Annotated in this window: 10 protein-coding genes; 1 reads left to right on the forward strand and 9 read right to left on the reverse strand. The window is 75.2% G+C overall.

Annotated features, from left to right (window positions below; genetic code table 11):
• Positions 1–3 precede the first annotated feature (3 nt).
• A complete protein-coding gene (locus FHS22_RS35225) occupies positions 4–1,164 on the forward strand; it encodes an acyl-CoA dehydrogenase family protein (protein ID WP_184948539.1) in 1,161 nt (386 codons plus the stop codon).
• On the opposite strand, the gene FHS22_RS35230 is transcribed toward FHS22_RS35225, so the two are convergent.
• The 9 genes from FHS22_RS35230 to FHS22_RS35270 all read right to left on the reverse strand — a co-directional run.
• Positions 1,127–1,885 carry a 4'-phosphopantetheinyl transferase family protein gene (locus FHS22_RS35230; protein ID WP_184948540.1) on the reverse strand — a complete coding sequence of 253 codons (759 nt, stop codon included), beginning with the start codon at positions 1,883–1,885 and terminating at the stop codon, positions 1,127–1,129. The two genes, FHS22_RS35225 and FHS22_RS35230, sit on opposite strands and share 38 nt — an antisense overlap.
• Positions 1,876–2,664, reverse strand: coding sequence for a thioesterase II family protein (locus FHS22_RS35235; protein ID WP_184948541.1), 789 nt, complete (start codon positions 2,662–2,664; stop codon positions 1,876–1,878). The genes FHS22_RS35230 and FHS22_RS35235 overlap by 10 nt, the downstream gene beginning before the upstream one ends.
• Positions 2,661–3,746 carry an HAD-IIIC family phosphatase gene (locus FHS22_RS35240; RefSeq protein WP_184948542.1) on the reverse strand — a complete coding sequence of 362 codons (1,086 nt, stop codon included), beginning with the start codon at positions 3,744–3,746 and terminating at the stop codon, positions 2,661–2,663. Before FHS22_RS35240 ends, FHS22_RS35235 begins: the two co-directional genes overlap by 4 nt.
• On the reverse strand, positions 3,743–4,888 hold the full coding sequence (locus FHS22_RS39480) for an acyl-CoA dehydrogenase family protein (protein ID WP_184948543.1): 1,146 nt from the start codon (positions 4,886–4,888) through the stop codon (positions 3,743–3,745). Before FHS22_RS39480 ends, FHS22_RS35240 begins: the two co-directional genes overlap by 4 nt.
• Positions 4,885–5,142, reverse strand: a complete 258-nt coding sequence (locus tag FHS22_RS35250) for an acyl carrier protein (RefSeq protein WP_184948544.1) — start codon at positions 5,140–5,142, stop codon at positions 4,885–4,887. The genes FHS22_RS39480 and FHS22_RS35250 overlap by 4 nt, the downstream gene beginning before the upstream one ends.
• Before the next feature lie 12 nt (positions 5,143–5,154).
• Positions 5,155–6,003 carry a 3-hydroxyacyl-CoA dehydrogenase family protein gene (locus FHS22_RS35255; protein ID WP_184948545.1) on the reverse strand — a complete coding sequence of 283 codons (849 nt, stop codon included), beginning with the start codon at positions 6,001–6,003 and terminating at the stop codon, positions 5,155–5,157.
• A 35-nt stretch (positions 6,004–6,038) separates the two neighbouring features.
• Positions 6,039–15,353: a type I polyketide synthase gene (locus FHS22_RS35260; RefSeq protein WP_184948546.1), complete on the reverse strand. Its 9,315-nt coding sequence runs from the start codon at positions 15,351–15,353 to the stop codon at positions 6,039–6,041.
• A 35-nt stretch (positions 15,354–15,388) separates the two neighbouring features.
• Entirely contained in the window at positions 15,389–20,257 is a 4,869-nt protein-coding gene (locus FHS22_RS35265) for a type I polyketide synthase (RefSeq protein ID WP_184948547.1), read from the reverse strand.
• A gap of 29 nt (positions 20,258–20,286) precedes the next feature.
• Positions 20,287–21,041, reverse strand: a 755-nt coding sequence (locus FHS22_RS35270) for a phosphopantetheine-binding protein (protein WP_260408611.1), incomplete at its 5' end; no start/stop codon positions are given.

The raw sequence follows: 21,041 nt of genomic DNA on the forward strand, positions 1-21,041 counted from the left end.
CCCATGAAGCAGCCCGAGTACCTGCGGACCGTGCAGGGCTTCGCCCGGCGCGAGCTGCTGGGCAAGGACGCGTACTTGGACTCGCTGGCCGAGGCCCCGCTCCCGCTCTACCGGCGCTTCGCCGACACCGGCCTGGCGAACTGGTGGACGCCCAAGGAGTTCGGCGGCCTCGGCATGGGCCTGGAGGAGGGCGTCCGCATCGCGGCCGAGCTGGCGTACTCGGACGCCGGGGCCGCGTTCACGCTCTTCATCCCCGTGCTGACCACGAGCATGGTCCAGTGGTACGGCAGCGAGGAGCTGAAGGAGCGCCATCTCAAGCCGCTCGTGGCCGGCGGCGGGTTCGCCGCGACGCTGGGCAGCGAGCACGCCGCCGGCAGCGAACTGGCCAGGATCACCACGACCGCGCGCCGCGAGGGCGACGCGGTCGTGCTCGACGGCCAGAAGGCGTTCTCCACCAACACCGACTTCGCCGACTTCCTCGTCGTGGTCGCGCGGGCCCAGGACGACCCGTCAGGCTACCTGGCCGTCCTGGTGCCGCGCGACACACCGGGGATCGCCGTGGACAAGCGGTGGGACGTCATCGGGCTGCGCTCGTCGGCCACGTACCAGGTGTCGCTGTCCGGGGTGCGGGTGCCCGCGGGGAACGTGCTGCGGGGCAACGGCCTGCGCCTGCTGGAGGTGGGCCTGAACGCCAGCCGCATCCTCATCGCCGCCACGGCCCTGGGCATCGCCCGGCGGGTGCGGGACGTGTGCATGGAGTACGCCAAGACCAAGTCGGTCAAGGGGGCGCCGCTGATCGCCAACGCCGTGTTCGCCGCGCGGCTGGGGCAGTTCGAGATGCAGATCGAGGTCATGGCCAACCAGTGCCTGGCGGCGGCGCGGGCGTACGACGAGATCGCGGCCCGGCCCGACGCGGGCGAGGAGTTCCTGCGCGTGGGCACGCTGAAGCAGGCGCTGACGACGAAGATGTTCTGCGGGCAGACGGGGTGGCGGATCGCCTCGACCGCCTCGGAGATGTTCGGCGGGCTCGGCTACACGCACGACGCGGTCATCGGCAAGCTGCTCCGGGACATGCGGTACGTGTCGATCGTCGAGGGCGGCGACGACGTACTGCGCGACCTGGTGTTCAGCCGGTACGTGGTGCCGGTGTCGAAGCGATCGTGACCACCGCGGCGGCGTAGCCGGCGGCGACGCCGAGCCAGCGGACCGGTCCGCCGAGGGAGCGCGACCGCTCACAGGTCGCGCTCCCTTCGTGTCCTTCGCCGTGGACGAGCACGTCGCCGAGCCGGGCCAGGCCGCCGCCGGTGGCCTTGACGAACGCCTCCTTCGCGGTCCACAGGCGGAAGTACCCGGTCAGGGCCGCGCCGGGGGAGGCGGCGCGCAGGCGGGCCGCCTCCTCCGGGCGGTAGAGGCGGTCGGCCATGGCCAGGGGGTCGAGGTCGTCGCGGACGCGTTCGACGTCCACGCCCACGCGCCACCCCTCGGGGGCGACGGCGACCAGGGCCCACTCGTCGGAGTGCGACAGGTTGAAGTCGGGCGCGGGCCGGCCCCCCCCGGGGTCGAGGCGGGGGCGGCCCGAGGGGTCCGGGGAGAAGGCGACCCGGGCGGCGGGCACGCCGCAGACGCCGCCCAGCACGGAGCGCAGGGCGGCGTGCGCGACGACGTACCGGCGGCGGTCGACGGCGCGGGCGAAGGCGCATGCCCTCTCCCGCTCGCCCTCCGACAGCCACTCCCACCACTCCGCCCGCTCGGCCCGGTCCAGATGCGCCTTCCACACCCGCACCCCGGCCGGCCACGACCACGCCCGCGCGTCCCCGGCCTGCGCGTCGGCGACCCGCGCGCTCGCGGACCGCGGGTTCACGGTCGCGGCCTGCGTCACACCCATGGGCGGAGTGCCTCCGCGACGATCGCGTGGGTGCGGGGCGCCTGTTCGAAGACGGCGAAGTGGCCGCCGTCGAACGGGTGCGGGGTGAAGCCGGCGCTGGTCAGCGCGCGCCACCCCGACGCCTTGGCCGGGGAGACGCGCGGGTCCGCCGAGCTCGTCAGCAGCGAGATCGGCAGGCCCAGCGGCGGCTCGTCCCGGTAGACGTAGGTCTCCTTCACGGTGAAGTCGGCCTGCACCGCGGGAAGGATCATCTCCAGCGCCTCCGGGTCGGCCAGCAGCCACTCGGGGGTGCCGCCGAGCGCCCGCAGCAGCGCCGCCACCTCCCCCTTGTTCATCTTCCGCACCGGCGGCCCGTCCTCGTAGGTGAGGTGGGGGGCGTCGGAGCCGGAGACGAACAGGTGCACGGGAGCGGGCCCGCCCCTCCGCCGGATCTCGCGGACCAGCTCGAACGCGACGATCGCGCCGAGGCTGTGGCCGTACAGGGCGTACCGGCGACCGGCCGCGGACGCCTCCACGTCCGCGAGCACGGCGTCGGCCAGGTCCGAGACCAGCGGCTCCATGCGCTCGTAGGGCGGCTCCCGGTGCCGGGACTCGCGGCCGGGCGGCTGGACGGGCTGCACGGCCACGCCGGGCAGCTTGCGCTGCCACCCCCGGAACGCGGACGCGGCGCCGCCCGCGTGGGGCAGGCAGTACAGCGGCAGGGCGCCGGGTTCCGCGCCCGTGAGGGCGCGGAACGGCAGCCACCGCGACAGCACGTCCTCGGTGCTCGCGACGCTCATGTCCCGATCTCCAGACGGACGTACGGCGGCGGCGGCTGCACGGCGCCGAGGTCGGCCTCCAGCACCACGTTCGCCCCGTTCCGCTCGGCCTCGCGGAACCCGGCGAACGCGTACGTCACCTGCATCATCCGGTTGCGCCCGGTCTCCACGAAGTCGGCCCGCACCGCCACCCCGGCCTCGGCGGCCAGCCGCAGGACGTGGTTGAGCAGCACCATGCCCACGCCCCGCGACATGACCCGGCACGACATCAGCAGCATGCGCAGCCACCAGACGCCCTGCCCCTTCTCGACCAGGACGAGCCCGATCTTGCCGTAGCCGCCGAACCTGTCGGTCAGCGACGCGACCAGGAGCAGATGGTCGGGGGACTCCCGCAGGGCGTCCAGCTCGTCGTAGGAGTAGGTGCGTCCGGTGGAGTTGAGCTGGTTGGTGCGGACGGTCAGCTCCTCGGCCCGCTGCAGGTCCTCCCGGCGGGCCGGGGAGATGGTGAACGACATCTCCAGGCTCGCCAGGAACTCCTCGTTGGTGCCGACGAAGCCCTCCTCCAGCTCGTCCCTGGCGAGCTGGCTGCGGTACATGTCGCGCCGCCGCGCCGACTCGTCGGTCACGAACCGGGGTCGGAACTCGGGCCTGGACAGGGCCTCGTCCAGGTCGGCCACGTCCACGCAGACCACGTCGGGCAGCTCGTGGGCCACCTCGGCGCGCTCGAACTCCTGGTCGTCCACGAACGCGAAGGCGTCGATCCCGAGGTTGAGCGCCCTGGCGATGTTCTTGACCGAGTCGGACTTGGCGTTCCAGTTGATCTGCGGGTAGAGGAACAGGTCGGCCAGGCCCAGCTCGGTCAGCTTGGCCAGGGCCGCGTCGCGGTCGTTCTTGGACGCGATCGAGTGCAGGACGCCCTTGCCGTCCAGCTCGCGGATGCGCTCGACGACGGCGGGGCGCACGGTGACGTCGCCGTCCTCCAGCAGCACGCCGTCCCACAGGGTGTTGTCCAGGTCCCACACGACGCACTTGACGCGGCCCCGCCGGGGTTTCTCCGGCGCGACGAAGACGCCGGAGTCCTGGCGCTCGGTGGTCACGCTCATCTGGTCATCTCCCGCTCTGCCTGGCCTGCGATGGTGATGCGCTGGATCTCGTTGCTGCCCTCGATGATCTCCATGACCTTGGCGTCCCGGTAGAACCGCGCCACCGGGTAGTCGGGGCTGCAGCCGTTGGCGCCGTGGATCTGCACGGCCTCGGCGGCGTGCCGGACCGCGGCGGTGGAGGCGAAGTACTTCGCGATCCAGGTCGCCATGATCGTTCCGGCGTCCCCGGCGTCCTTCAGCCGGCCCGCCTCGGCCAGCAGCAGCCGGGCCGCGCGGGCGTCGGTGACCATGTCGGAGAGCTTGGCCTGGATCAGCGGCAGCTCCGACAGGGGCCGTCCGCCCACCCGGCGGTGCGCGGCGTAGGCGACCGACGCGTCCAGGCACGCCTGGATGATGCCGACGGACCCGGCCGCCACGCTGTAGCGGCCGAGGTCGAGGGTGCCGGTCAGCACCATGCCTGCCGTGAAGCCGCTGCTCGGCCCGAGCAGCGCGTCGGGGCCGAGCACGACGTCGTCGAAGGAGACCTCGGCCAGCATGGAGGCGCGGGTGCCGAGCATGTCGTCGATCGGCGTGACGCGCACGCCCGGGGTGCTCCTCGGCACGAGGAAGGCGCCGATGCTGGCGGCGGTGCGGGCGAACACCAGGAACAGGTCCGCCCGCTGCCCGCCGGTCGTCCACTTCTTGACGCCGTTGATCACCCAGCCGCCGCCGCCCTCGACGGCGGTGGTCGCGATCGCGGAGGTGTCGCTGCCGGCGCCCGGCTCGGACAGGCAGAACGCCCCCAGCGTCTCGCCGCCGGACAGCTCGGAGGCCCACCGGTCGAGCTGCTCCGGCGTGCCCCAGCGCTGCACGCTCCACGCGACCATGGTGTGCACGGTCAGCAGGCTGCGCAGCGAGGAGCAGCCGCGGCCCACCTCCTCGTGCACCTCGCCGAGCGTGACCAGGTCCATCCCGGCCCCGCCCGACTCCGGCGACAGGAACGGCGCCCACAGGCCCGCCGCGGCCGCGTGCCGCAGCAGGTCCTCGGGGACGCGGCCGATCCTGTCGTACTCATCCGCGTACGGCACCACGTGCGTGTCGACGAACGCCCGCGCCGAGCGCCGGTCGACGACCTGGACGGGTACCGGTGCGACGAGCGTCACGCGGCGGCCACGGTCGGCGAGAGGCGGGCCACGAGCTCGGCCATCGCGGTGGCGGTGCGGAAGTTGTCGATCCGCAGTTCCTCGTTGGGGATGGTGACGTCGAAGGTCTTCTCGACGTACATCACCAGCTCCATCGCGAACAGCGAGTTGACGAAGCCGAGCGCGAAGATGTCCTGCGTCGCGTCGATCTCGGCCTGCGGGTACCGGCCGCGGACGAAGTCCAGGATCTGCTCCTGGGCGGTGAGGTGCGACATCGATGACTCCATTCAGTTCGTTGCGTAGGTGTAGAAGCCGCGGCCGGACTTGCGTCCGTGCAGGCCGGCGTCGGTCATCTGCTTGAGCAGCGGGCAGGGCCGGTACTTGCTGTCGGCGTAGTGCTCGTAGAGCACCTCGACGCTGTAGAGGATCGTGTCCACGCCGATCAGGTCGGCGGTCTCCAGCGGCCCCATCGGGTGGCCGAAGCAGCTGCGGAAGACCTCGTCGACCGACTCGGCGTCGGCCACGCCCTCGTGGACGAGGTACGCGGCCTCGTTGACGGTGAGCATCAGGACCCGGTTGGAGATGAACCCGCAGGAGTCCTTGACGTCCACGGACTTCTTGCCCATGGCGGACAGCAGGTCGCGGGTGCGCTGAACCGTCTCCTCGGAGGTGTGCACGCCGGGGATGAGCTCCACGGCCGGCTTGGCGGGCACCGGGTTCATGAAGTGCACGCCGATCACCTTGTCGGGCCGCGTGGTGACGGAGCCGACCTTGGTGATGGGGATGGCGGAGGTGTTGACCACGAAGACGGTGCCGGGGCCGCAGACGGCGTCGAGCGTCTCGTACACCTGCCGCTTGGTCTCCCAGTCCTCGGTGACGTTCTCGATGACGAGGTCGCACTTGGCCGCGCCCTCCGCGCCCACGGCGGTGGTGATCCTGGCCAGCACCTCGTCGACGTCGAGGGCGGGGCCGCCCATGAGGCGGCTCATCCTGGTGTTGCGGGCGACGGCCGCCAGCGCGTCACTCAGGATCTTCTCGTCCCTGTCGACCAGCACCACGTCGTGGCCGGTCTGGGCGAGGTTCTGGGCGACGCCGACGCCCATGACGCCGGCGCCGATCACTCCGATCAGGCTCATGTCCGCTCCGTTCCGCTCATGGTGGATCTTGCCTCTCATGTGTGGGTTTCCTGAGGTTGGCGTGCGCGCCTCCGGGCGGCGGAGGCTTCGAGGCCCGAACGGCGCAGCTGGGCGCGCACGTGGCTGCCCTCGGCGTCGGCCTGCGCGGGCGCCGTACCCGAGGCCGGCGCCTCGACGATCCGGCTGAGCGCGGCCACGGTGGGGGCCTCGTAGAGGATGTGCGGGGGCAGCTCGTCCAGGTCGAAGGCCCGGCGTACGGCGGCCACGATCGCCACGCCGAGCAGCGAGTTGCCGCCGAGCTCGAAGAAGTTGTCCAGCGCGCCCACCCGGTCCAGCCGCAGCGACTCCCGCCAGATCGCGGCCACCTTCTCCTCGGTGGGACCGGTCGGCTCCTGGTAGGAGGTGACCAGCTCGGGCCTGGGGTGCAGGTCGCCGCCGCCCATGTCGGGCGAGGTGACGGCCTCCAGCGTGAAGCGGGAGCTGCCGCGTACGAGGGTGGGGTAGTCCTGGGTGGAGACCACGACGCGCGGCTCGCCGGAGGCCAGGGCGCGCCGGAGCGAGCGCCAGCCGTCCGCGAAGCCGATGCCGACCCTGGCCCGGTTGCGGCGGAAGAAGTCGCGCAGTTCCTCCTCGTACCCGGCCAGGCCCGCCTCCCAGGCGTTCCACGTCCACTCGCCCCAGTCGACGGCGACGACGCGGCGGCCGGTGGCGGCCAGCTTGCAGGCGTAGCCGTCGAGGAAGGCGTTGGCGGCGCAGTAGTCCACCTGGCCGGGGCCGCCGCCGGTGGCGGAGGTGATGGAGGAGAACAGGACCAGGAAGTCCAGCTCGACCTCGTCCGGCCCGCCGATGCGCAGCGCCTCGGCGAGGGCCAGGGTTCCGTCGATCTTGGGGGCGAGGACGGCGTCCAGTTCCTCGGGCCGTTTGAACTGCATGAGGCCCATGCCGGGGACGCCCGCGGCGTGCAGGACGCCGTGGAGCGCGCCGAAGCGGGTCAGGGCCGCGTCCACCGCCCGGCGCGCGTCGGCGGCGTCCGCCACGTCGCCGACGACGATCTCGACCTCGGCGCCCAGCTCGACCAGGTCGCGGACCTGGGCGGCGCGCCGTTTCGCGGTCTCGTCGTGGTCGCCGTCCGCCGGCGGCAGGCCGGTCCTGGCCAGGAGGACCAGTTTGGCGCGGTGCTCGCGGGCCAGGTGCTCGGCCAGGCCGAGCGCGATGCCGCCGAGGCCGCCCGTGATCAGGTAGACGCCCTCGTCGCGGAAGGGCGCGTCCCGCGGGTCGGCGGGCAGCCGCTCGTAGTCCGGGAGCCAGCGGCGGCCGTTCCGCAGGGCGACCGTGCGGTCGGCCTGCGGGCGGGCCAGCTCGGCGGCCAGCGCGGCCAGGTCCCCGGGCGCGGGCGCGCCCGGGAGGTCGATCAGGCGGGTGGTCACCCCCGGGTACTCCAGGGGGATCACCAGGCAGGGGCCGGTGAGGGTGGCGCCCTCGGGGTGGGTGACCTCGTCGCCGATGACCTGCTGGGTGCCGGAGACCGCGACGTCCAGGGACCAGGCGGCGACGCCCGCCTCTCCCGCGGCCCTGGCCAGGGCGACGAGGGTGTGCAGGCCGCGGGCCGTGGTGTCCTCGCCCGGCTCCAGCGCCCACAGGTGCAGGACGCGGTCCAGGGGGCGGCCGGCGGCCTTGAGGTCGCGGAGCAGGGCGCGCAGGTCGGCGACGTTGCCCGGCCTGACGGTGTGGTCCCCGTCCGGGGTGGCCGTGTAGGCGTCGCCGGGGCGGGCCAGGGTGACGGTGGCGCCGGTGGCCCTGAGGCTCTCGGCGACGGTGTCGGCCAGGCCCTCGCGGGTGAGGACCAGCCAGGAGGCGGGGCCGTCCGCCGCGGGGGCGGGGGGTGCGCTCTGGCGCCAGACGGGGAGGTGGAGCCAGTGGTCCTCCGGGAGCCTGGGAAGGCTCGTGATGGCGTCGAAGATGTCGTCCGGCTCGGCCGCCGCCCCGATCGCAGGCCGGCGCGGGGCCGGGGGCTCGATCCAGTGGCGCTGCCGCTGGAAGGGATAGGCGGGCAGCGGGATCCGGCCCGGGACGGCCTCCGCGGTCCAGAGGGCGCTCTCCCCCGCCCGGCCGGCGTCCTGGGCCCCGCCGTTCGCCGGCGTCCTGCCGTGGTAGGCGTCCCAGTCGACGGTGACGCCGCACAACCAGAGGCGGGCCAGGCAGTCGGCCAGCGCGAGGTCGCCCGGCCTGGCGTCGCTCGCGGCGGGCAGCGTGTGGGTGATCAGCGGCCAGCGCTCGGGCGGGCAGCCCGCGCCGCGGACCAGCGCGCCGAGCGACTGCCCGGGACCGATCTCCACGACGGCCAGCTCGGGGTCGGCCAGCACCTTGCCGACGCCGTCGGCGAACCGGACGGTCGCGCACATGTGCCGCGCCCAGTAGCCAGGGTCGCACACGAGCGCGGCGTCGGCGACCTCGCCGGTCACGTTCGAGATGTACGGCAGGCGCGGCGCGTTCAGCCGCACGTTGTCCGCCACCCACCTGGTCAGCTCGTCGCTCAGCGGCTCCAGCATCCGCGAGTGGAAGGCGTGGGTGGTCTCCAGCGGGCGGCACGGCACCTCGGCCGCGCGCAGGTCGGCGGCCAGCCGCGTGACCGCCTCGCCGGGCCCGGCGACCACCGTGACCTGCGGGCCGTTGACGGCGGCGACGTCCAGGCCGCGCTCGTCCAGCCGGAAGCGGCGGCGCAGCCGGTCGGCCGGGAGCGACACGGCGAGCATCCCCCCCGCGGGGAGGCCGGCGATGAGCCCGGCCCGGTGGGCGACCAGGGCCAGGGCGTCCTCCAGCGACAGGACGCCCGCCAGGGTGGCGGCGACGTACTCGCCGAGGCTGTAGCCGAGCATGAGCCGCGGGGTGACGCCCCACGCGATGAGGGTGCGGGCCAGGGCGTACTCGACGGCGAACAGCGCGGGCTGGACGACCTCGGTGCGTTCGAGCGCGGCGGCCCGGCCACCGGTCGCGCCGCCGGTCGTGCCGCCGCGGCCGAGCAGGGCGGCCAGGTCCGCGCCGCCGCCCCGCTCTCCCGTGAGCAGGCCGGCCAGGTCCGGCAGGTCGTCGCCGAGCAGCGCCAGGCACTCGTCGAAGGCGGCGCGGAAGGCAGGTTCGTGGCGGTACAGGTCGCCGGCCAGGCCGGGGTACTGCTCGCCGACGCCGTCGAAGAGGAAGGCGACCTGGCGCCCCTGGACGGTCTCGACCCGGCCCAGCAGGCCGGTCCGCTCGCCGAGCGCCTTCGCCGCCGCCGCGACGTCGCCGGCGACCAGGGCGCGGCGGTGCTCGAACGTCTTGCGCCCGGCCTGCAGCGTGTACGCCACGTCGGCCAGCCGCACGGCCGGTTCGGCGGCCAGGTGGCGGCCGAGCCGGTCGCAGGCCTGCTCCACGGCCTCGCCGTTGCGCGCGGAGACGGGCAGGACGTGGTGGCGGTGCGCGGCCGGCTCCGCGTCCTCCCTGACGGGGGGCTGTTCGACGACCATGTGAACGTTCGTGCCGCCCATGCCGAGCGAGTTGAGCCCGGCGATGCGGGGGCGGCCGTCGCGGGTGCGCCAGGGGGACAGCTCGGTGTTGACGTAGAACGGGCCGTCCTCGAAGTCGATCTCCGGGTTGGGGGTCGTGTAGTGGAGGCTGGGCGGGATCACGCCCTCCCGCAGCGCCAGCGACGTCTTGATCAGGCCGCTGGCCCCCGCCGCCCGGTCCAGGTGGCCCACGTTGGTCTTCACCGAGCCGATCGGGCAGTAGCCCTTCTCGCCCGTGGCGCCGAAGGCGCGGGCCAGCGCGGCCACCTCGATCGGGTCGCCCAGCTCGGTCGCGGTCCCGTGCGCCTCGACGTAGCTGATGTCGTCCCCGGTGACGCCCGCGTCGGCCATCGCGTCGGCGATCACCCTGGCCTGGCCCACGATGCTGGGGGCGGTGTAGCCCACCTTGAGCGCGCCGTCGTTGTTCATGGCCGAGCCGCGGATCACGGCCCAGATGTGGTCGCCGTCGCGGATCGCGTCCGGCAGCCGCTTGAGCAGCACCGCGGCCGCGCCGTCGCCGAACATGCTGCCCTTCGCCTGCGCGTCGAACGTGCGGACGTGGCCGTCGGGCGACTCCTGGCCGCCGGGGCCGTACAGGTGGCCGACCCGGTCCGGGACGCGGATGGAGACGCCGCCCGCCAGGGCCAGCTCGCACTCGCCGTTGCGCAGGCTCTGCACGGCCAGGTGCGCGGCCACCAGCGACGTGGAGCAGAACGTCTGGACGGCGACGCTGGGGCCGTACAGGCCGAACAGGTAGGAGACGGTGGTGGTCAGGGCGTCCTTGTCGTTGCCCATGATGACCTCGAAGTCGGTGAACTCCTGCTGGTCGCCCTCCAGGAGCCGGGCGGTCTGGCGGAGCAGGTACGTGCTGATGTTGGCGCCGCCGAACACGCCGACCCGGCCGCGGTGCTCGGGGGCGGCGTACCCGGCCTGCTCCAGGGCCTCCCAGCACACCTCCAGGAAGGCCCGCTGCTGCGGGTCGGTGATCGCGGCCATGCGGGGGCTCATGCCGAAGAACGCCGCGTCGAAGCCGGCCACGTCGTCGAGCACGGGGCGGGCGGGCACGTACGCCGGGTCCCTGACCAGGTCGGGGGCCACCCCGGAGGCCAGCAGCTCCTCCTCGGTGAAGAAGCTGATCGACTCCACGCCGTCGCGCAGGTTCCGCCAGAACGCCTCCACGTCGGGGGCGCCGGGGAAGCGGCCCGCCATGCCGACGACCGCGATCCTGCGGTCCTCGCCCTCGGCGGTGGCCGGGGCCTGCTCCACGACCCGTACGGGGACGGGCGCGGGCTCCGAGCGTTCGCCGAGGACGGCGGCCAGGGTGTGCACGGTGGGCGCCTCGAACAGCGTCACGGTGGGCACCGCGACGCCGAACCGCTGCTTCACCAGCGCCAGCATCTGGAGCGCCACCAGCGAGTTGCCGCCGAGGTCGAAGAAGTTGTCCCGGGTGCCGACCGGCTCCACGCCGAGCACCTCGGACCAGAGGCCGGCCAGGTCGCGCTCGGCCTGCGTGAGGGGCGGCGTGTACGGCTGGGGGAGCTCGGGACGCGGGAACCGGTCCGCACGGGCCGGGACCGTCGCGGTCACCTTCCTCGGCAGCCGGTCGTCCAGGCCGCCGGCGGCCACCGTCAGCGCGGGGCGCGGGGCGGCGAGCACCCGGTCGAAGGCCTCCAGCGCCTCGGCGGCCGACATGGAGTGCGCGGCCATCGACGCGCCCAGGCCGCCCTCGATCCTGTCGAGCGTGACCGACCAGGTGTCCCAGCTCGCGGCGACCCAGGCGGGATTGCGGTGCGCGATCGCCGTGAGGGCGGCGTTGGCCGCGGCGTACGAGCCGAACGTGATGCCGCCGAGCAGAGCCGACGTGGAGGAGAACAGGACGCAGAAGCCGGGGGGCTCCTGGAGCCCGGCCAGCACCCGCTCCAGGACCAGGGCGCCGGTCACCTTGGCGGCGAAGTGCCTCTCCAGGGCGGCGGCGTCGAGGTCGCGGAGCGGGCGGAAGGTGTCCGGCGACGTCTCGGCGGCCATGTGGACGACGCCGCCCAGGGGGTGGCGGCCGTTCCCGGTGGCGTCGGCGACCATGCTGTGCATGGCGTCGGCGTCGGTCACGTCCACCTGCGGGGTGAGCACCTCGGCGCCGAGGCCGCGCAGGCGGGCGACCGCCCGGTGGCGGGGGTGCTCCGGGTCGGCCGGGAGACCGCGGCGGCTGGTGAGCACGATCCGGGCGGCTCCGGCCCTGACCAGGTGCTCCGCCACGAGCAGGCCGACGTCGCCCAGGCCGCCGGTGATGAGGTACGTACGGCCTGCGGTGACGGCGGGGGTGTCCGCCGTCCCGGACCCGTGGGTGGTGTGGGTGCGGGTGAGGCGGGTGCCGGAGCGGTAGGCGACGAACGTGTCGGCGCCGCCGTGGTGGATCTCGGCGGCGAGTGCCCGGGCCGCCTCCTGCGGGGTCGAGTCGGGGGCGAGGTCGAGGGCGGCGCAGTCGAGGGTGAGGTACTCCTGGTTGGCGACCATGGGCAGGGTGGCCGCCGCGGCCTGGGCGGGGTCCGGGGTGTCGCCGTCGGCCACCGCCTGCCCGTTCCGGGTCGCGACCAGCACGCGGGTGTCGCCACCGCCCTCCTCGCCCCAGGCGTGCAGCAGCCGGGCCAGCGGGAGGACGGCGTCGCGCCCGTCAGCGTGCCGGTCGCCGGGCCCGCGGTCGAGCAGGCGCAGGTCCACCACGACGGCGGCGTCGCTCAGCCGCCGGGCCAGCGCCGCGTGGTCCTCCGCCGACTCCGGGTCGACGGCGTGGTCACCGGCCGGCGTCCCGGCGGAGGATCCGCCCGCCCGCACGGTCACGACCTCGCTCCCGGCGGCCCGGAGCGCGCGGCCCACCGCCTCGGCGGTCTCGTCCCGCCCGGCCACCAGTACGCACCTCCCGGCCGGGGCGGCGCCGGGCGGCGCCGCGAGCGGCGCCGGCGTCCAGGCCGGGGCGAGAACACGCACATGCGCGGAGGACTGCTCAGCGGCCTGCGCGGAGGGGCCGCCCGCGACGGCCCGTGCCTGCGCGGAGGACCGGCCCGCGACGGGCATGGCGGGCGTGGCGGACGTCGCGGGCGCGGCGGGCGCGGGGGCGTCTATCCAGTAGCGGTCGCGCTGGAAGGGATAGGTGGGGAGCCCGACCTTGGCCACGGGGCGGTCCTGGCGGAAGCCTGGCCAGTCGAGCGGGGCGCCCGCCAGCCACAGCCGGCCCGCCGCCTCCGCGAGGACCTCCTGGGCGGGGCGGGGGTCGTCCGCGCCGGGGAGGGTGGGCACGATGAGGGGCCAGCGCTCGCGGGCGCAGTCGCGGTGGCCGCGGACCATCGCGCCCAGCGACTGCCCTGGCCCGATCTCCAGCAGCGCGGCGTCGGCGTCGTGGCGCAGCAGCGTCGCCAGCACTCCGTCGAACTGGACGGGCGCGCACATGTGCTCGGCCCAGTACGCCGGGTCCGTCACCTGCCCGGCCGCGGCCGGCTCCCCCGTGACGTTGGACACGTACGGCACCCGCGGCGCCTGGAGCGAGACGTTGGCCGCGATCCACGCGGTGAGCCGCTCCCTGACCGGTTCCATCATGCGCGAGTGGAACGCGTGCGTCGTGGCGAGGGGACGGCACGGCACCCCGTCCGCCTCCAGCAGCTCGCGGGCGGCGCGCATGGCCGCCGGCTCACCGGACAGCACGGTGAGCCGCGGCCCGCTGACCGCGCCCACGTCGGCCCCCGTGATCCCGGCCCGCCGCAGGCGGTCCACGAGGTCGGAGGCGGGCAGCGGGACCGCGCTCATCGCGCCCTCGGGCAGCTCGCCGATGAGGCGGGCCCGGTGGGTGACGAGGGCGAGGGCGTCCCGCAGGGACAGCACGCCGGCGAGGGTGGCGGCGACGTACTCGCCGAGGCTGTACCCGGCCAGCGCCGCGGGCCGGACGCCCCACGAGAGCACGAGCCCGGCCAGGGCGTACTCGACCGCGAACAGCGCGGGCTGCAGCACCTCGGTCGGGGTCGCGCCGGAGGAGGCGGCGCGGCCGAGGAGGCGGCCGAGCGCGTCGCCGTCGCCGCCCCGGCGCGGGCCGAGCATCTCGGCGAGCGGGTCGGTGCCGCCCATGAGCCCGCGCAGCACGGCCCGGCACTCGTCCAGCAGGTCGCGGAAGACCGGTTCGGTGCGGTACAGGTCGGCCGCCATGCCCGGGTACTGCTCGCCGGTCCCGGCGATGAGGAAGGCCACGGGCCGGTCGTCTCGGCTCTCGGAGCGGCCCATGACGCCGGCCGGCTCGCGCAGCGCGGCGGCGGCCTCCTCCGCGGAGGAGGCGACGAGCATGCGGCGGTGGGCGAACACCCGGCGGCCGGTCTGGAGGGTGTGGGCCACGTCGTCCAGCCGGTGCCCGCGCCCGTCCCCGGCCAGGTGGGCGGCCAGGCCGGCGGTCATGGCGTCGGCCGCCTCGGCGGTGCGGGCGGACCAGATGAGCAGCTCCGGACGGGGCGGCTCCGCGGTCCTGGGCACCAGCGGCGCCTCCTCCAGCACGACGTGCGCGTTGGTGCCGCCGATGCCGAACGCGCTCACCCCGGCCCGCCGGATCCGGTCGGCCTCGCGCGGCCAGGGACGCAGGGCGGTGACCACGTCCAGCGCGGCCTCGCCGCCGGCGAGCTGCGGATTCGGCTCGGACAGGTGGAGCGTGGGCGGGATCTCGTCGTGGCGGAGCGCCAGCGCGGCCTTGATCAGGTTCGTGACCCCGGCGGCCCGGTCGAGGTGGCCCACGTTCGTCTTGACGGACCCGATCAGCAGCGACCGGCCGCGGAACACCTGCTGGAGCGCGGCCAGCTCGGCGGCGTCGCCGAGCGCGGTGCCGGTGCCGTGCGCCTCCACGTAGTCGATGTCGGCGGGCGTGAGGTCGGCGGCGGCCAGCGCCTCGGCCATGACGGCGGCCTGGCCGTGCACGCCCGGCGCGGTGAAGCCGACCTTGCGCCCGGCGTCGTTGTTGACCGCCCAGCCGCGGATGACGGCGTAGATCTGGTCGCCGTCGGCGAGCGCGTCCTCCAGCCGCCGCAGCGCGACCACGCCGACGCCGCTGCCCAGCGGCGCGCCGAGCCCGCCGGCGTCGAACGCGCGGCACTCGCCGTCGGGCGGTGCGATGCCGCCCTGCTGGTACAGGTAGCCCACCCGGTGCGGCACGTTGACCGCGACGCCGCCGGCCAGCGCCAGGTCGCACTCGAACCCGGCCAGGCTCGTGGCCGCCGCGCACACCGCGACGAGCGAGGTCGAGCAGTAGCTCTGCACCCCGTACGCCGGCCCGGACAGGCCGAGCGCGTGGGCGACCCGCGTGGTGAGGGAGTCCTTGTCGTTGGCCAGGCCGAGCGCCAGGTCGCCCATGACCGCGCCGATGCCGCTGGGGATGAGGTTGTTCTGCATGTACGAGCTGTGCGCGCACCCGCCGAACACCCCGATCGCGCCCTCGAACCTCCCGGGGTCGCAGCCCGCGTCCTCCAGCGCCGCCCAGCCGTGCTCCAGGAACAGCCGGTGCTGCGGGTCGAGGATCTGCGCCTCCTTGGGGCCGAACCCGAAGAACGCCGCGTCGAACAGCTCCACGCCGTCGATGACCGGGGCGGCCTTGACGTACGCGGGATCGGAGAGCATGTCCTCGGGCACCCCGGCGGCGCGCAGTTCGTCGTCGGTGAAACGGGTGATCCCGGACCGCCCGGCCCGGATGACCGACCAGAGCTCGGCGACGTCGGACGCGCCGGGGAAGCGGCCGGACATCCCGACGATCGCGATGTCGGTGCCCGGGCTTTCGATGTCGTCGTTCACGTCTCGCGTCCTCTTCTCCGTTGCTCGAACGGTGGTCATTTCCGGGAGCCGGACCTCGCCCGGCGGCGCCGCTGTCCCCGTGCCGAACCGGCGGTGAGCGCCTCCTGCGCGGCGGCGCCGTCGTCGTGCAGGGCCGCGGCGAACGCGGCCACGGTCGGGTGCTCGAACAGCACCGCGGGCGGGACGGAGCGGCCGAGCTGCTTCTCCACGGCCATCACCATCGCCATGCCGAGCAGCGAGTTGCCGCCGAGGTCGAAGAACGGGTCGTGGACGCCGACCCGGTCGATGCCGAGGTAGGCGCCCCACAGCTCGGCGATCTCGGCCTCGGCGTCGGTCCTGGGCGGCGCGTAGTCGGTGCGGAGCTGCGGGCGCGGGAAGCGTTCGCCCTGGGGCACGGCGGCCGCGGACCCGACCAGGTCGTCCAGGTCCAGCATGGACGTCCAGGCGCGCAGCACCTCGCGCAGCGGCTGCCGGACGGCCATGACGCCGCCGTGGCCGCCGGCCAGGATGCGGTCCAGGAACGCGCAGCCGGCGTCGTCGGGGAAGCCGTACCGCGCGCGGTAGTCGGCCACCCGGCCGGCCAGGCCGCCGCCCGCCGTCCTGAGGCCTTCCGACTGCCACACGTCGTGCCGCCAGGGTCCCCAGGCCACCGAGACGACGCGGGTGGAGGGGGCGGCGGCGGCCAGCGCCTGGCCGTACGCGTCGAGGACGGTGTTGGCGGCGCAGTAGTCGGCCTCGCCGACGCCGCCGAACGCGGTGACGGCCGAGGAGTAGAGCACCAGGACCTCGGGGCGGTCCTCTGCGGGGGTGCCGGGGCCGACCAGCTCGGCCAGCGGTCCCATGGCCAGCACCTTGGGGGCCAGCACGCGCCGCGCCTCCTCCGGGGTGCGGCGCCGTACCATCCCGCCCGCCGGGAGCCCGGCGGCGTGGACCACGCCGTGGAGGCGGCCGAAGTGCTCGCGTGCGCGCCGCAGGGCGTCCCGGAGCTGCCCGGGCACCCCCGTGTCGGCCGTGAGGAGCAGCACCTCGACGCCCAGGGCCTCGAGCTCGGCGACGTCCCGCAGCGTCCTGGCCGCCCTGTCCTCGCCGCCCCTGTCCTCGCCGCCCCGGGGTGCGCCGTCGCGGGAGGCCCCTGCCGCCTTCTCGTCGCCGAGCGGGGCGCCGGCGCGGGACAGCGGGGTGCGGCCGACCAGCGCCAGGCGGCGGACGCCCGCGCGGGCCAGGTACCGGGCGAGGGCCATGCCGAGGCCGCGGGTGCCGCCGGTGATGAGGTAGGCGCCGTCCGCGCGCCAGGGCTGCGGCGGTTCCGGCTGGTCGGGGACCTGGATCCAGTGGCGGACCCAGCGGCGGCCGCGGCGCCAGCCGGTCAGGGGGTCGGCCGCCTCGGGGGAGCCGTCCTCCTCCGGCGGCGTGAGGAGCTCGCGGGCGAGCTGGGCGGCCACGGCCGTGGCGGGCGAGCCCTCCTCGGCGTCCAGGTCCACGCCGCTCCAGGTCAGGCCGGCGTACTCGTGGCGGGCGGCCCGGCCGAGCCCGTGGGCGAGCGACCGGTGGGGGGCCGGCACGTCGCCGCCGAGGATCTCGGTGGCGCCCCGGCTCACGGTGAGCAGGCGTCCCGGCCGGTCGCCCAGCGCGTGCAGCGCCAGCAGGAGGCTGTCGAAGCCGTGCCCGACGGCCTCCCGCAACTCCTCGTCGCCGGGCAGTCCCGCGGCGGCGGCCAGGCTCCACAGGTGGGCCACGTGCACGGGGCCGGGGGGAAGCCCGGCGAACGCCTCCGCGTACTGCTCGGGCGCGGCCGGGTCGATGGTGAGGCGGCGGCCCTCGCGACGCGGTCCCGCGCCCGCCACCACCTCCACCACCGGGGTCCCGGAGGCGGCGGCCAGGTCGGCGAGCGCCGATCCGACGCCCTCGGGGTCGGCGAGGACGACGAGCGGGCCGGGGAGCGCGAGCGCGGCGGGGAGCGCGCCGGCGGCCGGGTCGCGCCGCCACGCGGGCACGAAGGCGTAGTCGCCGATCTCGGCGTCCCCCGGCCGTCCCGCCTCGGAGGCCTGAGGGGTCGTCCGGGGCCGCCGGGCGGTGGGCTCCGGCCAGAAACGGGTGCGCTGGAACGGGTACGCCGGCAGGCTCAGCACGCGGCCGCCGCCCGGGTGGACGTGCTCCCAGCTCACCCCGGCGCCCAGCTCCCACAGCGCACCGCAGGTGCTCAGCAGGTCGGCGTGGGCGTCGCGCGGCCCGGTGGTCGTCCAGTACGGCGGCAGCGTCCCGAGCACGGCGGCCGTACCGCCGGTCATGGTCTGGCGCACCAGGCCGCCGAGGGTCTGCCCGGGGCCCAGCTCGACGAACGCGGTCACGTCCTGCTCCAGGCAGTGGCGCACGCCGTCGGCGAAGCGGACCGTGCCGACGAGCTGGTCCGCCCAGTAGGAGGTGCCGGTGGCCTGCTCGGCGGTGAGCGGACGGCCGGTCAGGTTGGACACGACGGTGACGGCGGGGGCGTTCCGCCGGACCGTCTCCAGTACCGCGACCAGCTTCTCCCTGGCCGGTTGGAGCAGTGAGGAGTGGAAGGCGTGGGCCGAGCGCAGCGGGCGGCAGGCCAGGCCCCGGCCGGTCAGCACGGCGGCCGCCTGCTCGATCTCCGCGGGCGGGCCGCTGAGCACGGTCATGGACGGGCCGTTGAGCGCGGCCACGTCGACCTCCACCCCTTCGGCGGAGAGGGCGGCGCGGACGGGGGTCTCGGGGGCGGCCACCGCGACCATGCGGCCGGCGGGGGCCGCGCTGATGAGGTGCGCCCGTTCGATCACGACGTGCAGGGCGTCCTCCAGGGAGAACACCCCGGCCAGGCAGGCGGCGACGTACTCGCCGAGGCTGTAGCCGACGAGCAGGTCGGGGGTGATGCCCCAGTGGCGGAGCAGGCGGGCCAGCGCGTACTCGACCGTGAAGAGGAAGGGGTGCGCCACCGGGGCGTGGCCGAGCGGGTCGCCGGCGTGGTCGTGGCCGTCGTCCCTGCCCAGCATGGCGGCCAGGTCGGCGGGCGGGGCCGCCTGCCGTCCGGCCGTGAAGTACGGGCGCAGGTCCACGCCCGAGTGGCGTTCCACCAGGTCGGCGCACTCGTCCACGGCGGCGGCGTAGACGGGCTCCCCGGCGTACAGCTCGCGTCCGAGCCCGGCGTAGTGGTCGCCCACGCCGGGGAGCAGGAAGGCGAGGCGGGCGCGGCCGGTGACCCGGTGGCCGCCGCTGCCGTCGCCGGCGAGGGCGCGGAGCCCGCGTACGGCGTCGTCGAGGCCGGTGCAGACGAGTGCGCGGCGGTGGTCGAGCTCGGCGCGGCCGGTCTGCAGGGTGCGGGCGAGATCACCGAGCGCCGTGCCGGGCCGCTCCTCCAGCCAGCCGGCCAGCCGCCCCGCCTGCTCCCGCAACGCCGCCGCGCTACCCGCCGACACCGGCACCACCCGGGTCCGCTCCTCCGCAGGGCCGGGAGCGGGCGTGGCGGGCGCGCTCCCCTCCACCGCCGCGCCCGGAGGCGACGGGGCCGGTGGAGCCTCCAGGATGACGTGGGCGTTGGTGCCGGAGAGACCGAAGGAGCTGACGCCGGCCAGGGTGGGGGCGTCGCGGTGCGGTAGCGGGGCGGCGGCCGTCACCGGCCGGACGGTGCCGTCGTCAGGGAGCGCGGCGGCCGGGGTGGTGAGGTTGAGGCTGGGCGGGATCAGGCCGTTCTCCAGCATCAGGATCGTCTTGATGACGCCCGCGACCCCGGCGCCCGCCTGGGTGTGGCCGATGTTCGTCTTGACGGCGCCCACGTGCAGCGGACGGCCCGGGTCGCGCCTGCCGAACACGTCGTGCAGGGCCGACAGCTCGATGGCGTCCCCCAGGTGGGTGCCGGAGCCGTGCGCCTCCACGTAGTCGACGTCGTCGGGGTTCACGCGGGCCGCCGCCAGGGCGCGGGTGATGACGTCGGCCTGGGCGCGCCGGCTGGGCGCGGTGAGGCCGTTGCTGCGGCCGTCCTGGTTGACCGCCGATCCGCGCAGGACGGCCCGGATCCGCCGCCCGTTGGCGACCGCCTTCGACAGCGGCTCGAGGACGACCATGCCGCCGCCCTCGCCCATGACGTACCCGTCGGCCCTCTCGTCGAAGGTCTTGCACCGCCCGTCGGAGCACATCATCAGGCCGGCGCACGCCTGGAGGTACACCGTGGGGTGCAGGGTGAGCGAGGCGCCCCCGGCGAGGGCCAGGTCGCACTCGCCCCGGCGCAGGCTCTCCGCGGCCAGGTGGATGGCGATCAGCGAGGAGGAGCAGGCGGTGTCGACGGTCAGGGTGGGCCCCATCAGGTCGAGCTGGTACGCGATGCGCCCGGCCGCCACGCTCGCCACGGCCCCCTGCCCCAGGTACGGGTCGGAGACGGCCTCGTCGTCCTGGAGTTCGAGCTGGAGCCTGCCGTACTGGAGCGTGTCCATGAAGCCGACCATCACGGCGGTACGGCTGCCCGCCAGGCGGGACGGCGCGAGCCCGGCGTTCTCCAGGCCCTCCCAGGCCAGTTCGAGCAGCAGGCGCTGGTGCGGGTCCATGCGCAGCGCCTCGCGCGGGGACAGGCCGAAGAACTCGGCGTCCCAGCCGGTGACGTCGTCCAGGAAGGCGCCGTACCTGGTGTACATGGTGCCGGGCACGCCCGGAGCCGGGTTGTAGTACGCGTCGACGTCCCAGCGCGAGGGCGGCACCTCGCCTACCGCGTCGTCGCCCCGCCGCAGCAGGTCCCAGAAGTCCTCCACGGTGGCGCCGCCGGGGTAGCGGCAGGCCATGCCGACGACGGCGATGGGCTCGTGGCGGCGTTCCTCCAGCTCGGTGAGGCGCTGGCGGGTCTGGGCCAAGTCGACGGTCACGCGCTTGAGGTAGGCGCGGAGCTTTTCCTCGGTCCCCATCGGAAGAGCCTTTCCGGTCTCGGTCGCGGTCACAGTTCGTTGTCGATGAGGGCGAAGATCTCCTCGTCGGAGGCTGATTCGATCTGGTCCATCACGCCGCCTCGGGCGGCCGGGGCCGAGCCGAGCTTGGCGAGCGCGCTCTGCAGGATCGGCACGAGACGGTCGCGGATGGAGTCGGCCTCCCCGTTGGCGCTCGCGAGCGCCCGGTCGATCCTGGCGAGGGCGTCGCGGAGCGTGTCCTCGGGCACGGCCTCGGGCGGAGCCAGGGTCGTGAACAGGTACTCCGCGAGCGACGTGACGGTGGGATGGTCGAAGACGAGCGTGGCGGGCAGGCGCAGGCCGGTGTCGGCGTTGAGCCGGTTGCGCAGCTCGACGGCGGTCAGGGAGTCGAAGCCGAGCTCGTTGAAGGGGCGGTTCACCTCGACGCTGCCGGCGCTGCCGTGCGCGAGCACCGCGGCGACGTGGCCCTGCACGCTCTCGACGAGCAGGCGCAGCGCGTCGGGCCGGGGCAGGGCGGCCATGCGGCCGGCGAGGGTGGTGCCGCCCGCGTGCGCCGCCGAGGACACCGCCTGCCGGGGCACGCGGACGAGGCCGCGCAGCATGGGGGGCAGGTCGCCGTTCTCGGCCCGGGCACGCAACCCGGCCGTGTCCCAGCGCGCCGCCACCACGACCGCGTCGTCCCCGGCCACAGCCGCATCGAACAACCCCAACCCCTGCTCCACACTCAACGGAGCGATCCCGGCCCGGGCCAGGCGAGCAAGATCAGCCGGACCCAGCCCCCCGG

The organism is Thiemannella venezuelensis (assembly GCF_014203605.1).
GTDB classification, from domain to species: Bacteria; Actinomycetota; Actinomycetes; order Streptosporangiales; family Streptosporangiaceae; genus Planomonospora_A; species Planomonospora_A venezuelensis.

Bases quoted from the DNA above. Each gene is read 5' to 3' on its own strand.
- FHS22_RS35225 (WP_184948539.1), top strand. From the start codon at position 4: ATGAAGCAGCCCGAGTACCTGCGGACCGTGCAGGGCTTCGCCCGGCGC.
- FHS22_RS35230 (WP_184948540.1), bottom strand. From the start codon at position 1,885: ATGGGTGTGACGCAGGCCGCGACCGTGAACCCGCGGTCCGCGAGCGCG.
- FHS22_RS35235 (WP_184948541.1), bottom strand. From the start codon at position 2,664: ATGAGCGTCGCGAGCACCGAGGACGTGCTGTCGCGGTGGCTGCCGTTC.
- FHS22_RS35240 (WP_184948542.1), bottom strand. From the start codon at position 3,746: ATGAGCGTGACCACCGAGCGCCAGGACTCCGGCGTCTTCGTCGCGCCG.
- FHS22_RS35250 (WP_184948544.1), bottom strand. From the start codon at position 5,142: ATGTCGCACCTCACCGCCCAGGAGCAGATCCTGGACTTCGTCCGCGGC.
- FHS22_RS35255 (WP_184948545.1), bottom strand. From the start codon at position 6,003: ATGAGCCTGATCGGAGTGATCGGCGCCGGCGTCATGGGCGTCGGCGTC.
- FHS22_RS35265 (WP_184948547.1), bottom strand. From the start codon at position 20,257: ATGGGGACCGAGGAAAAGCTCCGCGCCTACCTCAAGCGCGTGACCGTC.